10 protein-coding genes and 1 pseudogene are annotated in these 14,994 nt (G+C 63.0%); 5 read left to right on the forward strand and 6 right to left on the reverse strand.

Annotated elements, in window-relative coordinates:
* Window positions 1–64: 64 nt before the first annotated feature.
* From ABIE49_RS33280 to cnbZ, 5 genes and pseudogenes are all read left to right on the forward strand, one after another.
* Window positions 65–3,160 (forward strand): MexW/MexI family multidrug efflux RND transporter permease subunit, encoded by a 3,096-nt coding sequence (locus ABIE49_RS33280; RefSeq protein WP_192737231.1) that lies wholly within the window; start codon window positions 65–67, stop codon window positions 3,158–3,160.
* Between the two features lie 121 nt (window positions 3,161–3,281).
* The gene (locus tag ABIE49_RS33285) at window positions 3,282–5,864 is read left to right on the forward strand and encodes a sensor histidine kinase (RefSeq protein ID WP_192737232.1); all 2,583 of its coding nucleotides are present in this window, start codon (window positions 3,282–3,284) and stop codon (window positions 5,862–5,864) included.
* A gap of 61 nt (window positions 5,865–5,925) precedes the next feature.
* Window positions 5,926–6,315 (forward strand): response regulator, encoded by a 390-nt coding sequence (locus ABIE49_RS33290; protein WP_192737233.1) that lies wholly within the window; start codon window positions 5,926–5,928, stop codon window positions 6,313–6,315.
* Window positions 6,312–7,562, forward strand: a complete 1,251-nt coding sequence (locus tag ABIE49_RS33295) for an adenylate/guanylate cyclase domain-containing protein (protein WP_192737234.1) — start codon at window positions 6,312–6,314, stop codon at window positions 7,560–7,562. The genes ABIE49_RS33290 and ABIE49_RS33295 overlap by 4 nt, the downstream gene beginning before the upstream one ends.
* Before the next feature lie 19 nt (window positions 7,563–7,581).
* A pseudogene (gene cnbZ, locus ABIE49_RS33300) lies at window positions 7,582–8,327 on the forward strand (2-amino-5-chloromuconate deaminase CnbZ).
* 192 nt (window positions 8,328–8,519) lie between these two features.
* Here the strand turns inward: cnbZ and ABIE49_RS33305 are convergent.
* The 6 genes from ABIE49_RS33305 to ABIE49_RS33330 form a co-directional block, all read right to left on the reverse strand.
* Window positions 8,520–9,407, reverse strand: a complete 888-nt coding sequence (locus tag ABIE49_RS33305) for an ABC transporter permease (RefSeq protein WP_192737236.1) — start codon at window positions 9,405–9,407, stop codon at window positions 8,520–8,522.
* Window positions 9,408–9,410: 3 nt separating this feature from the next.
* Window positions 9,411–10,352, reverse strand: coding sequence for an ABC transporter permease (locus ABIE49_RS33310; protein WP_192737237.1), 942 nt, complete (start codon window positions 10,350–10,352; stop codon window positions 9,411–9,413).
* A 232-nt stretch (window positions 10,353–10,584) separates the two neighbouring features.
* A complete protein-coding gene (locus ABIE49_RS33315) occupies window positions 10,585–12,096 on the reverse strand; it encodes an ABC transporter substrate-binding protein (RefSeq protein ID WP_192737238.1) in 1,512 nt (503 codons plus the stop codon).
* Window positions 12,097–12,113: 17 nt separating this feature from the next.
* Window positions 12,114–13,220, reverse strand: coding sequence for an ABC transporter ATP-binding protein (locus ABIE49_RS33320; RefSeq protein ID WP_192737239.1), 1,107 nt, complete (start codon window positions 13,218–13,220; stop codon window positions 12,114–12,116).
* On the reverse strand, window positions 13,217–14,269 hold the full coding sequence (locus ABIE49_RS33325; protein WP_354067116.1) for an ABC transporter ATP-binding protein: 1,053 nt from the start codon (window positions 14,267–14,269) through the stop codon (window positions 13,217–13,219). The genes ABIE49_RS33320 and ABIE49_RS33325 overlap by 4 nt, the downstream gene beginning before the upstream one ends.
* Window positions 14,266–14,988 carry a DUF1028 domain-containing protein gene (locus tag ABIE49_RS33330; protein ID WP_192737240.1) on the reverse strand — a complete coding sequence of 241 codons (723 nt, stop codon included), beginning with the start codon at window positions 14,986–14,988 and terminating at the stop codon, window positions 14,266–14,268. The genes ABIE49_RS33325 and ABIE49_RS33330 overlap by 4 nt, the downstream gene beginning before the upstream one ends.
* Window positions 14,989–14,994 lie beyond the last annotated feature (6 nt).

Genomic DNA, 14,994 nt, shown 5'->3' on the forward strand with positions numbered 1-14,994 from the left:
TCAGGATTCAGGCATCGGTCTCGTGGACCGACCGTGCCCACATGTTTGAACTGGATAACCAGCGATGGCCTTAACTGATATCTTCATCAAGCGCCCGGTTTTGTCGGTCGTCGTCAGCCTGCTGATTCTCTTGCTCGGTCTGCGGGCCGCCAGCGTCTTGCCGATCCGGCAGTATCCGAAGCTGTCGAACACGGTGATCAACGTCACCACCGTCTATCCGGGTGCGTCGGCGAATTTGATTCAGGGCTTCATCACGACACCGATCGAGCAGGCGATCGCCTCCGCCGAAGGTGTCGACTACATCACGTCGTCGTCGGTGCAGGGCACGAGCACGATCCAGGTTTACATCAAGCTGAATTTCGATCCGAACCAGGCGCTGACCGAAGTTCTCGCCAAGACGAACTCGGTCAAATACCTGATCCCGAAAGAATCCAACGATCCGATCGTGACCAAGACAACCGGTCAGACAACGGCCGTGATGTATCTCGGCTTCTCCAGCGAGGAGTTGTCCGGTTCGGCGATCTCGGACTATCTGACGCGCGTGGTTCAGCCGGTGCTGTCGACCGTTGACGGCGTGGCGTCGGCCGACATTCTGGGCGGCCAGACATTTGCGATGCGGCTGTGGCTTGATCCGGTCAAGATGGCCGGGCGCGGCGTATCGCCGAGCGATGTCCAGGCGGCGATCCAGGCCAACAACTTCCAGGCTGCCGCCGGCCAGGCCAAGGGCTACTTCATCGTCTCCAACATTACGACCAATACCGACTTGCGGAGCCTCGATCAGTTCAAGCGGATGATCGTCAAGTCCAAGGACGGCGGCTTTGTTCGGGTCGAGGATATCGCGACCGTCGAACTTGCGGCGCAAAGCACCGATGCGAGTGTCGCGTTCAGCGGCGAGCGCGCGATCTTCATCGGCGTGCAGGCGACCCCGCAAGGCAATCCGTTGACGCTGGTCAAGGGTGTGCGTGCGCTGTTCCCGGAGCTGGAACGCAACTTGCCGCCTTCGATGAAGATGAAGGTGGCCTACGATTCCACCAAGTTCATTCAGTCGTCGATCGACGAGGTGCAGAACACGCTGATCGAGGCGATGCTGATCGTCGTGGTCGTGATCTTCCTGTTCCTGGCATCGTTCCGTTCGGTCATCATTCCCGTCGTCACGATACCGCTGTCGCTGATTGGCGTCTGCAGCCTGATGCTGGCGCTGGGCTTCAGCTTCAACCTGCTGACGCTGCTGGCGATGGTGCTCGCCATCGGGCTCGTGGTCGACGACGCCATCGTGGTGGTCGAGAATATCCATCGCCATCTGGAAGAGGGAAAAACGCCGGTACAGGCGTCGCTGCAGGGGGCGCGCGAAATCGTCGGTCCCGTGATCTCGATGACGATTACGCTGGCGGCCGTGTATGCACCGATCGGATTCCTCGGCGGCTTGACCGGCTCGCTGTTCCGCGAATTTGCCTTCACGCTCGCGGGCTCGGTGATCGTGTCCGGCGTGATCGCGCTGACGCTGTCGCCGATGATGTGCTCGGTCCTGCTCAAGAGCGCCGAAGAGGGGCGTTTCGCCAGGATCGTCAACCGGGTGTTCGGCGCGATGACGCGCTGGTACGGAAGGCAACTCGACCGCTCGCTCGACTATCGTCCGATCACCGGCGTGTTCGCACTGACGATCCTCGGTCTGGTCGGGTTCCTCTATATGAACACGGCCAAGGAACTCGCGCCCGAAGAGGACCAGGGCATTGTGTTCTCGGTGACCAAGGCGCCGAAATACGCCAACATCGACTATGTCGACTTTTACGGCGACAAGCTCGACAAGGCGTTTGCCAAATTTCCCGAAACCGACCTGCGCTTCGTCCTGAACGGCATCAATGGGCCGCAGGGCGGGATCGCCGGCATGCTGCTCAAGCCCTGGGACGAGCGTGAACGCTCCTCGATCAAGCTGAAGCCGCTGGTACAGGCAGAGATCAGCAAGATCGAAGGTGTCCAGGCGTTCGCGTTCAATCTGCCGCCGCTCCCGGGCGGGCCCGGTGGTCTGCCGGTGCAGATGGTGATCAATTCGACCGCGGGCTTCCAGGCCGTCTATGAGGAGATGAACAAGCTAAAGGACGCGGCGCGCAAGAGCGGCCTGTTCATCGTCTCCGACAGCGACCTCGACTTCAATCAGCCGGTGGTGCGGGTCAACATCAACCGTTCCAAGGCAAGCGATCTCGGCATCAACATGGCGCAGGTCGGCGCCACGTTGCAGACTCTGCTGGGCGGCAATTACGTCAATCGCTTCAACCTCGAGGGGCGCTCGTATCAGGTGATCCCGCAGGTGCCGCGCGACATGCGGCTGTCGCCGGAATCGCTCGGCGGATACTATGTCCCGACCAACACGGGGCAATTGGTGCCGCTGTCGACCATCGTGTCGATCGAGACCGCGACCGATCCGAATTCGCTGACGCATTACAACCAGCTGAACTCCGCGACCTTCCAGGCGGTGCCGATGCCGGGCGTGACGGTTGGGCAGGCGGTGGACTTCCTCGAAGGTGAAGCCAAGAAGTTGCCCGCCGGCTTCGGTCACGACTATCTGGCCGATTCCCGCCAATATGTGCAGGAAGGCAATCAGCTCGCGATCACCTTCGGTTTCGCGCTGATCATCATCTTCCTGGTGCTGGCGGCGCAGTTCGAAAGCCTGCGCGATCCGCTGGTGATCATGATCAGCGTTCCCATGGCGATCGTCGGCGCGCTGATCCCGCTGTTCTTCGGCGTGGCGACGATCAACATCTATACCCAGGTCGGATTGCTGACCTTGGTCGGACTGATCACCAAGCACGGCATCCTGATGGTGGAGTTCGCCAACGAACTGCAGCTCAAGGAAGGTCTCGACAAGCGTTCGGCGATCGAGATGGCGGCCCGGATCCGGCTGCGCCCGATCCTGATGACGACGGCGGCGATGGTCACTGGCCTGATCCCGCTGCTGACCGCAACGGGCGCAGGTGCGGCGAGCCGCTTCTCGATTGGTCTCGTCGTGGTCTCCGGCATGTCGATCGGTACGCTGTTCACGCTGTTCGTGCTCCCGGCGGTCTATGTCTGGATGGCCACCGACCACCAGGCCAAGGCCGGCTCGCAGCGGACGAAGGAAATCGCGGATTTCGATCTGGGAACGCCTGGGCTCAAACCAACCTGAGCATGGCAGGCGGCTAGGATTGAAACGGCGGCGGTCCTGATCGCCGCCGTTTCGTTATGAGCTCCGGCTTGCCGCAGTGCGGCAAGAGACAAGCCCAAGGCTTCTTGATAGCTTGGCCGGGATGAGCATTTCCCTGCATCCCGGCACCCCTGAGGGGCGAACGCTGGCGGCCTCGCCGGCGGAGAATGCTGCGCCCGTGCAGGGGGCGCCCGGGACCAAAACCCGCAGCCGGCTGTTCACCAAATACGTCGCGCTGTTCGTCGCCGTGGTGGGCGTGGCGCTGCTTTCCAACGGGATCTTCGAGGTTTTCTTCTATTATCGGGAGCACAAGACCTCCCTGATCCGGATCCAGCACGAGCAGGCCGAAGCTGCCGCTGCCAAGATCGGCCAGTTCATCAAGGAAATCGAAAGCCAGCTGGGCTGGACCACCCAATTGCCCTGGTCGGCCGGGTCGCTGCAGGATCGCCGGTTCGACGCACTCCGCCTGCTGCGGCAGGTGCCGGCGATCACCGAGCTGTCGCAGATCGATTCCACCGGCAAGGAGCGCCTGCGGGTGTCGCGGCTGGCGATGGATGTCGTCGACTCCGGCCTCGACCTTTCCAAAGACCCGAAATTCACGGAAGCCGTCGCCAACAAGGTGTTTTACGGGCCGGTGTATTTTCGCCGGGAGTCCGAGCCCTACATGACGCTATCGCTGGCCGGCACCCGCAAGGATGCCGGTGTCAGCATCGCCGAAGTCAATCTGAAGCTGATCTGGGACGTGGTCTCGCAGATCAAGGTCGGCGAGCGCGGCCACGCCTATGTCGTCGGCTCGGCGGGACGCCTGATTGCCCATCCCGACATCAGCCTGGTGCTGCGCAACACCGACATGTCGAAGCTGACGCAAGTGCAGGCCGCCGCCCGCACCGGCAGAACCAGCGAAGCCGTTGAATTGCAGGGTGCGCTGAACATCCAGGGGCAGGAAGTGCTGACGGCATCCGCGCCGATCGCCCCGATGGGATGGACAATGTTCGTCGAACTGCCGGTCAACGAAGCCTACGCCTCGCTGTACCAGGCGTTGCAGCGGCTTGCCTTGCTGCTCGCGGCGGCATCGATCGTTGCGGTGCTCGCCGGAATTTTCCTGGCACGTCGCATGGTCGGCCCGATCCAGGCATTGCGGGCCGGCGCCGAGCGCATTGGCAGCGGCGATTTCGCCCAGCGCATCAACATCAAGACCGGCGACGAACTCGAAGGCCTCGCCAATCAGTTCAACGACATGGGCGCGCGGCTGCAGGAATCTTATGCCGACCTGGAGAAGAAGGTCGAGACACGGACTGCGGAGCTGAGAGAAACGCTCGAACAGCAAACCGCGACGTCGGAAGTATTGGAAGTCATCAGCTCATCTCCGGGCGAACTGGATCCGGTGTTCCAGAAGATGCTCGAAAAAGCTACCCATATCTGCGGAGCGCATTTCGGCACGATGAACCTTTACGACGGGGAAAGCTTCCGTAACGTTGCGCTCTACAATGTACCGGACGCGTATGTCGCACAGGCTGATATGCCGATCCGTCCGCACCCGAAAAGCGGCCTTGGCACGATTGTCAGAACCCATCAGGCGATCCAAATCGAGGATCTTCGGACACAGGCCCCCTATCTCGAAGGCCATCCAGCCGTCGTTGCGATGTCCGATCTTGCGGGGGCCCGGACTATTGTCATCGTTCCGCTGCTCAAGGAAAACGAGTTGATCGGCACGATCGCGATCTATCGCCAGGAGGTCCGGCCATTTACCGACAAGCAGATCGCGCTTGTCAGCAGTTTCGCCAACCAGGCCGTGATCGCCATCGAGAACACGCGGCTGCTCCGAGAATTGCGCGAACGTACCAAGGATCTGAGCGAGTCTCTCGACGAATTGCGCACCGCGCAGGACCGCCTGATTCAGACCGAGAAACTGGCTTCGCTCGGCCAGCTCACCGCCGGGATCGCGCACGAGATCAAGAACCCGCTCAATTTCGTCAACAATTTCTCGGCGCTGTCGGCGGAACTGATCGACGAGCTGAACGATGTGCTGAAGCCCGCCGCGCTCGACGACAAGACCCGCGAGGAGATCGACGAACTCACCCATATGCTGAAGGGCAATCTCGAAAAGGTCGTGCAGCACGGCAGGCGCGCCGACTCGATCGTCAAGAACATGCTGCTGCATTCGCGCGAGGGATCAGGCGAAGTCCGCTCCGCCGACATCAATACGATCATCGAGGAAAGCCTCAACCTCGCCTATCACGGCGCGCGGGCGGAAAAATCCGGATTCAACATCACGCTAAAGCGCGATCTGGATCCCGAGGCCGGCATGGTCGATCTCTATCCGCAGGAAATCACGCGGGTGTTCCTCAACCTGATCTCGAACGGCTTTTACGCCGCGACCAAGCGCAAGGAGACGGGCGAGAAGGGCTTCGAGCCTGTGCTGACGGCGACGACGAAAAACCTCGGCAACAAGGTGGAAATCCGGATTCGCGATAACGGCACGGGTATCCCTTTGGAAGTGAAGGAGAAAATGTTCAATCCCTTCTTCACGACGAAACCCGCGGGCGAGGGAACCGGGCTCGGATTATCGATGAGTCACGACATCGTGGTGAAACAGCATGGCGGCAAGATCGACGTACGGACGGAGCCTGATGTATTCACCGAATTCATTATTACGCTGCCGCGAAAAGGCGTAGCGCGGGCATGATTCCGAAAAGTGGAGACCGGTTTTCGGATAAGGTCATGCCCAATGATACTGGAGGCAGAAATTGAGCGTTTACATCCTCATCGTGGATGACGAGCCCGATGTCGAAACGCTGTTTCGGCAGCAGTTCCGGCGCGATCTCAAATCCGGTCGCTTTACGATGGAGTTCGCGCCGTCGGCGCCTGCGGCGCTGGAGCGTGCCGCGGAAGTTCGTGACCCGTCGCTGATCCTGATCCTGTCCGACATCAACATGCCCGGCATGAGCGGGCTTGAAATGCTGCCGAAGGTGCGCGCGGCGCGGCCTGATGTGCCCGTCATCATGATTACCGCCTATGGCGATGCCGAAACCCGCCGCAAGGCGATCGAGCGCGGCGCGATCGGCCTCCTGACCAAGCCGATCGATTTTGCGCTGCTGCGCCACGAGATCGATACCCGGCTCGGGCAAGCCGCATGACCGCAACGATCCTCGTCGTCGACGACGAGCCCGATCTCGAGGCTCTGGTGCTGCAGAAATTCCGTCGTCAGATCCGCGACGGCATCGTAGCCTTTGTGTTCGCCCATGACGGGATCGAAGCGCTGGCCTCGATCGAGCAGAACCCGCATGTCGACATGGTGGTATCCGACATCAACATGCCGCGCATGGACGGGCTGTCGCTGCTCGCCAAGCTGCAGGAGGCCGAAGACAAGAAATCCACCATCATCGTGTCCGCCTATGGCGACATGAGCAACATCCGCACGGCGATGAATCGCGGCGCGTTCGATTTCCTGACCAAGCCGATCGATTTCGGCGATCTGGAAATGACCATCGACAAGACCATCCGCCATGTCGAGATGATGCGCGAGGCGCGCCGCCGCCAGGCCGAGGCCGAGCGCGCGCACGCCTCGCTGTCGCGCTATTTCTCGCCGCAGATTGCGAGCCGTCTTGCCGCCATCGGCGACAGCGACGGCATGGAGGTGCATTGGCGCGAGGTCGCGGCGATCTTCACCGACATCACCGGTTTCACCTCGCTGGTGGAAACCGCCGCGCCCGACGTGCTGGGGACGCTGCTCGGCGACTATGTGGGCGGCATGACCGACGTGGTGTTCGCCCATGAGGGGACGGTCGCCAAGATCATCGGCGATGCGATCCACGTTCTGTTCAACGCGCCGGGGGATCAGCCTGATTACGCCAGGCGCGCGATCGCCTGTGCCCACGATCTCGATGGCTGGGCGCAGGAATTTCGCCTGCGCTGGGAGGAAAAGGGTGTGAATTTCGGGGCCACGCGCGTCGGCGTCCACGCCGGTCCCGCGCTGGTCGGAAATTTCGGCGGCAGCAGGTTTTTCGATTACACCGCCTATGGCGACACCATCAACACCGCGGCGCGGCTGGAGGCCGCCAACAAGTTCCTGGGCACGCGGATTTGCGTCAGCGCCGTCGTCGCTGATGGCGCCGGAGATTTTCGCGGCCGGCCGGTCGGCGACCTCGTGCTGCGCGGGCGCAGCGAACCGCTGCGCGCCTATGAGCCGTTGACGGCGGCAGCGTTTGAGAGCCCCGCGGCATCGCAATATTCCGAAGCCTTCACCAAGCTCGAGGCTGGTGACCCGGCGGCGATGCCGGCTTTTGCGGCGCTGGTCGGCGCGCATGCCGACGATGCGCTCGCCGGCTTTCATCTGAAGCGGCTGCTCAACGGCGCCAAGGGCGTCCGCATGCAACTGGAATAACAAGAAACGGAGAATGGATATGACGACCGACTTTGTGGCAGGCAATTACCGGTTCATCCCGGCAGTGTTTCAGTATTCGGCTGGCGCAGCAGCCAGTCCCGGTTTCGAGACCGAGCGGGTGCGGTTCGACAAACCGGTGGCGCTGGCGGAAGGCTTTGCCCAGATTGCCAAATATATTCAGGCCGCGGGCAGGCCGCTGACCTCGTTCTGCGCCTGCGAGCTGCGTTCGCCGGCCGCCTTCACCGACGAGGGCTTCCGTAATTTCAACCTGCATTACGTCAAGACGCTCGCCGAATGGGAGATCTATGACGGCACCACCAATCCGGTGGCGCGCAGCAATGTCTGTCCCGAGATCGATCCGCCCGCCGAACCGTCGTTCTATGCCTTCTCGTTTACGCGCCCGAGCGGGAATACGACGCCGAGCTTCGTGATCGCGGGCAGCGGTGAATCGCTGGAAGGCGGTGCGACCTATGCCGAGCGCACCGTGCGTTACCGCGACCTCAGCCCCGACGGGTTGAAGGAGAAAGTGAGCTACGTGGTCGGCGCCATGGAAAAGCGCATGGGCGAATTTGGCTTTGGCTGGAAGGATGCGACGGCGGCACAGACCTACACGATCCACGACTTCCATCCGGTGTTTGCCGAAGAGCTGGTCCGCCGCGGCGCCGCGCGTTCGGGCCTGACCTGGCATTTCGCAAGGCCGCCCGTGATCGACCTCGAGTATGAGATGGATTGCCGGCGCGGGTGTTGCGGGAGATTGTGATCTGAGAGCTGAGTTTTGCCGGGTTAGCTCTCAATTGCCGTCATTGCCTGCGACAAACGCAAGGCGTTTGCGCATGGGAGCGAAGCGACGACTTGTCCGCCGTAGCTCAACGAGCGAAGGCGGAAGCAATCCATACTTTCCTCGTGGAAGGATGGATTGCTTCGCTACGCTCGCTATGACGGGCTTAGGACTTCCGCCTACCGCTCCCTTGGATCGAGCGCGTCGCGCAGGCCGTCGCCGACGAGGTTGAACGACAGCACCACGAGGAAGATCGCCAGTCCCGGCCAGATCGCCATCCAGGGCGCGTTGGTCAGGAAGCGCTGCGCTGAATTGAGCATGCTGCCCCAGGACGGCGAGGGCGGTTGCTGGCCGAGGCCGAGGAATGACAGTGCGGCCTCCGCAATGATGGCGGCCGCGATCGACAGCGTCGCCTGCACCAAAAGCGCCGGCATGATGTTCGGCAGGATATGGAACAGCGCGATGCGCCAGCGCGGATTGCCCATCGCGCGCGCGGCCTCGACATAATCTTCGACCTTGACGCTCATCACCTGGCCGCGGGTCAGCCGCACGAAGATCGGCGTCGCCGAGATGCCGATCGCGATCATGGCGTTGCCGAGGCTCGGGCCGAGAAACGCCGCCAGCGCGATCGCGAGGATCAGGAACGGGCAGGCCAGCATCGCATCGGTGATGCGGCTGATCAGGCTGTCGATGAAGCCGCCGCGATAGCCCGACAGCAAGCCGAGCGGCACGCCGATGCCGAGCGCAATCCCGACCGAGATCGCGCCGGCCATCAGCGAGGCCCGCGCGCCATAGACCACGCGGGCCAGGATATCGCGGCCGAGATCGTCGGTGCCGAACCAGTGCTGCCACGTCGGCGGCTTGCGCACCAGCGACCAGCTGGTTGCGATCGGGTCATAGGGCACGATCAGCGGCGCGAACAGCGAGAGCACCACGAACAGCGCGATGACGACAAGGCCGACCACGGCGCCCTTGCGCTTGAACAGCCGCCGCAGCGCGCGCCGGGTCGGGCTCTCCAGTTCATCGGAGGCGACCTTTGGAAGGGTGCCGAGAGTGACGTCGGTCATGGGTTACGCCCTCAGTCGCGGGTTGACGAGGACATAGGCGATATCGGCGACAAGGTTCAGCGTGATGTAGATCGTCGCCGTCGTCAGCACGACGCCTTGCACGACCGCGTAATCGCGGTTGAACACGGCGTCGACGATCAATTTCCCAAAGCCCGGAATCGAAAAAATCTGCTCGGTCAGCACCGCGCCCGACAGCAGCGTGCCGAGTTCGAGCGCGCCGAGCGTGATTACCGGGGTCAGCGCGTTGCGCATCGCGTGCTTGAGGATCACCGAACGTTCGGAAAGCCCTTTTGCGCGCGCTGTCCGCACGTAATCGCTCTCCAGCACCTGCAGCATCGCGCTGCGGGTGTGCCGCATCAGGATCGCGGCGATGGCGTTGCCGAGCACGAAGGCCGGCATGATGGTGGAGGCGAGGCTGGCGCGCCAGTTTTCCGACAGCGGCACATAGCCGGAGGCCGGAAGCCAGCCGAGCTCGATCGAGAACAGGAAGATCAGCATGATGCCGAGCCAGAAATTCGGCGTCGAGATGCCCCACAGCGCGAACAGGTTGGCGCCGTAGTCCCACGCCGTGCCTTTCTTGACGGCCGATACGATGCCGGCGGGAATGCCGATCAGGAAGGCGATCACGATCGCCATCGAGCCGAGCTGGATCGTCACCGGCAATTTCTGCGCGATCAGGCTGAGCACGGGCACCTTGATGCGCAGCGACTCGCCGAAATCGCCCGACAGCACGCCCTTGACCCAATAGACGTACTGGATCGGGATCGGCTGATCGAGCCGGTATTGCGCGCGGATTTGCGCAATCACCTCGGGATCGCGCTCCTCGCCGGCCATGACCAGCGCGGGATCGCCGGGCAGGAGATGCTGCAGCGAAAAGATCAGGACCGACACGAAGAACAGCGTCGGGATCAGCTGCAGGATGCGCTGGCCGAGGAAGTTCAGCATGGCGGATGCACCGTCTGGAATACGGACAGTTTAGGTGGGGTTGACGGTGCGCGCTGCGTGGTTCCCTCCCCCCTTGCGGGGGAGGGACAGGGGGAGGGGTGGCCCCGGGCGAGGACGTCATGATCGGCCAATGCTGCTCGCAACTCACCGGCACCACCGCTGTGGTACCCCTCTCCCCAACCCTCCCCCGCAAGGGGGGAGGGAGCGCACCGAGCAAGCGGCATAATCGCCCTCACTTCAGCGTCAACCCGGTCACGCGCACCAGCCCGTCCGGCATCTGCTTGTAGCCTTCGAGTCTTGTGCTATGCGCAATCAGGATCTTGCGGTGATAGATGTAGAGCAGGGGCTTTTCCTCCAGCACGAGCTTGGCCAGTTTCTCATAGATGGCCTTGCGCTGCGCCTGATCAGTGACGAGGCGGCCGTCGTCGAGTGCCTTGTCGGCTTCGGGATTGGACCACGCGCTGTAGTTCTGCGGCGCGTTCGATTTCTGGAACACGTAGGAATTGCCGTCGGGGTCGATCCGTCCGCTCCAGGCCAGCATGAAGGCCTGGTATTCGCCTGATTCAGCCAGCTTCAGCGAGGTTGCGAATTCGGTGACCCTGATCTTCATGTCGAAGCCGGCTTCCGAGGCCATCGACTGGATCACCTGCGCCACGGCTTCGGTTTCCGCGCCCTTCGGCACCATGAAATCGACGCTGACGGGCGCCGTGACCCCGGCTTCCTTCAAGAGTGCCTTGGCCTTGGCGATGTCACGCCCACGGACCGGAAAGGCCTTCTGGTAATAGGGGTGGTCGGGGTTGACCCACTGGTTGCCGGGTTTGAATTCGCCGTTGAACACCACCTGGTTGATGGCCTCGCGATCGAGCGACAGATCGAGCGCCTGCCGGACTTTCGCCGACTGGCTGAGCGGCCCCTTGGCCTTGTCCTTGCCGACGTTCAGCGTCACGCCCTGATAGCCGAGCTCGATGGCGCTGGATAATTTCAGTTTGGGGTCGCCCACCACCGCCTTGATGTCGGTGGCGAGCAGACGCTCGATCAGATCGAGGCCGCCGGATTTCAGATTGGCGAGGCGCACGGTGGCGTCGACCAGCGGCAGGTAAACGATGCGGTCGATCTTGATCGCGTCCTTGTTCCAGTAATCGGCGAACTTCTCGAACACGATGCGGTCCTGCTGCACGCGCTCGACGAATTTGTAGGGACCCGCGCACACAGGCTTCAGGCCGAACTTGTCGCCTTCGGCCTTAGCCGCCTTTGGCGAAACCATCATGCCGGCGCGGTCGGTGAGCTGCGCGATCAGCGGCGAGAACGGCGTCTTAAGCACCAGCTTGATGGTGAGGGGGTCGACCACCTCGACACGGTCGAGCTGCGCCAGCTCCGGCTTGCGGAACGAGGTCGGCATCGTCATGTGGCGGTCGAGCGAGAATTTCGCGGCCTCGGCGTCCAGCGGCTCGCCGTCGTGGAATTTCACGCCTGGCCGCAGCTTGATGATGACCTCCTTGCCGTCGGCCGAGGTCTCGTGCGACAGCGCGAGCTGCGGCACGATGTTGATCTTCTCGTCGATGTCGAACAGCTTGTCGCAGAAGCCGGCGAACACGATGCGGCCGACATAGGTGCGCGCCAGGGTCGGATCGAGAATGTCCGGATCCTCGGCAAGCCCGATGCGCAGCGTGGTCTGGGCCTGAACACTCGCCTCGAACGACAGCAACAGAGCCGCCGCGGTCACCGCCAAACGCAAGATTTTCATCGCACCCATCCTCTTGATTACACTGCTGTTGGTCGTGTTCCTGATATATCAACCCCGTTGCGGCCCACGCCTTCCGCCCGTCCAAAGGCGGCGACCAGTTTTTCCAGCACCGGTGAAAAGCCGCCATCACTGGGCACGATGCTATCAGGCGCCGGCAGTTCCGCCATCCGGTGGCAGGCGGTGGCGTGCCCCGTGCTGTCGGCCAGGAGCTGCGGCACCTCGGTGCGGCAGCGCTCGACCACATAGGGGCAGCGGGTATGAAAGCGGCAGCCGGACGGCGGATCGAGCGCGCTCGGCATCTCGCCCTGCAGCACGATGCGGCTGCGTTTGGCCTGCGGCTTGGGTACGGGAATAGCTGACAACAGAGCCCGGCTATAGGGATGCCGCGGGGCGGCGAACAGCGCCTGCGCATCCGCGGTCTCGACGATGACGCCGAGATTCATGACCGCGACGCGGTCGGCGATGTGTTTGACGACGGCCAGATCGTGCGAAACAAAAATGTACGCAAGCCCCAGCCGGTTTTGCAGATCGCGCAGCAGGTTCAGGATCTGCGAGCGGATCGAGACGTCGAGCGCCGACACCGGCTCGTCGCAGATGATCAGTTTCGGTTCCACCGCCAGCGCCCGTGCGATGGCGATGCGCTGGCGCTGGCCGCCGGAAAATTCATGCGGATAACGCCGCGCAAAGCGCGGCTCCAGCCCGACCAGCCGCAGCAATTCCTCGACCCGCTCGCGGCGGCGCGGCGCGGGCACCAGGTCGTGCAGCGCCAGCGGCTCGGTCAGGATCTGGCTGACGGTCATGCGCGGGTTGAGCGAGGCGTAAGGGTCCTGAAAGATGATCTGCGCGTCGCGGCGGAAGTTGCGCAATGCATTGGCATCGAGCGCCAGGAGATCGCGGCCCTCGAAGCGAACGCTGCCGGCGTCCGGTTCGATCAGCCGCAGCACCAGCCGGCTCACGGTGGATTTGCCGCAGCCGGATTCGCCGACCAGCGCCAGCGTCTTGCCAGCTTCGACGTGGAAGCTGACGCCGTCGACAGCCTTGACGAAGGCGGTGGCGCGGCCGAACACCGAACGTCCCGCGACGAAATGTTTTACAAGTCCTTCGACTTCGAGCAGCGCCGTCATGACACCAGCCGCTCCAGCGGCGCCCGGATGCAACGCGAGGCGTGGCCGGGACTGAGGATCGCCAGCGGCGGCGGCGCCGCGACGCAGATGTCAGCAACAAAAGGACAGCGCGCCGAGAAGCGGCAGCCGGGCGGCGGATTGGCCATGTTCGGCACCATGCCCTCGATGGTGGCCAGATGCGAAGCGCGGCGACCGAGCCGCGGGATCGAACCAAGCAGGCCGACGGTGTAGGGATGCTGCGGATTGGCGAACAGCTCATCGACCGGCGCGCGCTCGACGATTTCGCCGGCATACATCACGGCGACCTCGTCACAGACCTCGGCGACGACGCCGAGATCGTGGGTGATCAGGATGATCGCGGCCCCGCTGGCGGCCTTCAGCTCGCGCATCAGATCGAGGATCTGCGCCTGCAGGGTCACGTCGAGCGCGGTGGTCGGCTCGTCCGCGATCAAGAGGCGGGGATCGCAGGCCAGCGCCATCGCGATCATCACGCGCTGGCGCATGCCGCCGGAAAGCTTGTGCGGATACTCGTCGATGCGCTTGTCGGGCGAGGGGATGTGAACGCGGCGCAGCAGTTCGATGGCGTGTTCGCGCGCCTGGCGCTTCGATCCGCCGCGATGGCGCAGGATGGTCTCGATGATCTGGTCGCCGATGGTGAAACTCGGATTGAGCGAGGTCATCGGCTCCTGAAAAATCATCGCCAAACGGTTGCCGCGCAGGTCGCGCAGGGTCTCGTCGGGAACGTCGAGCAGATCAAAGCCGTCGAAGCGGATCGAGCCGGAAACTTGCGCCGAGTGTTTTGACAAAAGTCCCATGATGGCGAGCGACGTCACGCTCTTGCCGCAGCCGGATTCGCCGACCAGCCCCAGCGTCGCGCCGTTGGCGACGCTGAGATCGACGGCATCGACCGCATGGGTCGCGCGGCCGTCGTCGCCATGAAAGATGACGCGCAGGCCCTCGATCTCGATCAGCGGACTGGATTCTGGATTTGACGCGTTTTCTTGACGCGAACCGGTCTCCACTTCGCTGGAAAACGCTCTTGAGGTCATACCTTGCCTGCGGTCGCCGCTTTGATGCTGGCCTCGATGCCGGCGTCGATCGTCGCGCGATCGGTGATTCCGGCGGGATTCTTGCGTGTCGGCATGAAGGCGCGGAAATGCACCCAGCGCTCGCGGCTCACTTCTTCCAGCCGCTCGAGCTCACGCAGCGGATCCGTATGGTCGTCGACACGCAAATTGAGCTCGGACCATTCCTCCTCGCCGTGGATCAGCAGCGCCGCGGATTGCTTGCCGCGCTTGTCGCCGCCCGCGGCCTCACCCGCATGCATCGCGGTGATCAGCCGACGGGGAAAGGGCTGGCCAGCGTTGGCCACATAGGCTTTTGCGGTGTCGTCGAGCACGGCGGCGCCCGCCAGCATGTTGCCCGCGATCGAAAACCCGTCGCCGTGGATGTGTCCGCACCAGTCGACGCAATCCCGGCCGGTATGCGCGGCGATGCGGCCTTTCGCATCCATGACGTGCAGTTGCCGGCTTTCGCGGCCGTCGTCGGTGGCGATCAGGGTTTTGAGGATGTCGTCTGGCTCTCGTCCCTCTCTTAACAGTTTCACGCCGTCGATGCCGTAATAGGGATTGACCAATGCCTGGGTCGCGATGCCGCCGACGCCGGCGACGATATGCGGCACGCGCGCGCCGACTGCGAAGAATTTGGTCGCGACCGCGATGCCGAACTGGCCGGTCGCGGGATCGCGGGCGATGATCGACCAGGTCATCTTGGC

Source organism: Bradyrhizobium sp. OAE829, assembly GCF_040546575.1.
Taxonomy (GTDB): domain Bacteria; phylum Pseudomonadota; class Alphaproteobacteria; order Rhizobiales; family Xanthobacteraceae; genus Bradyrhizobium.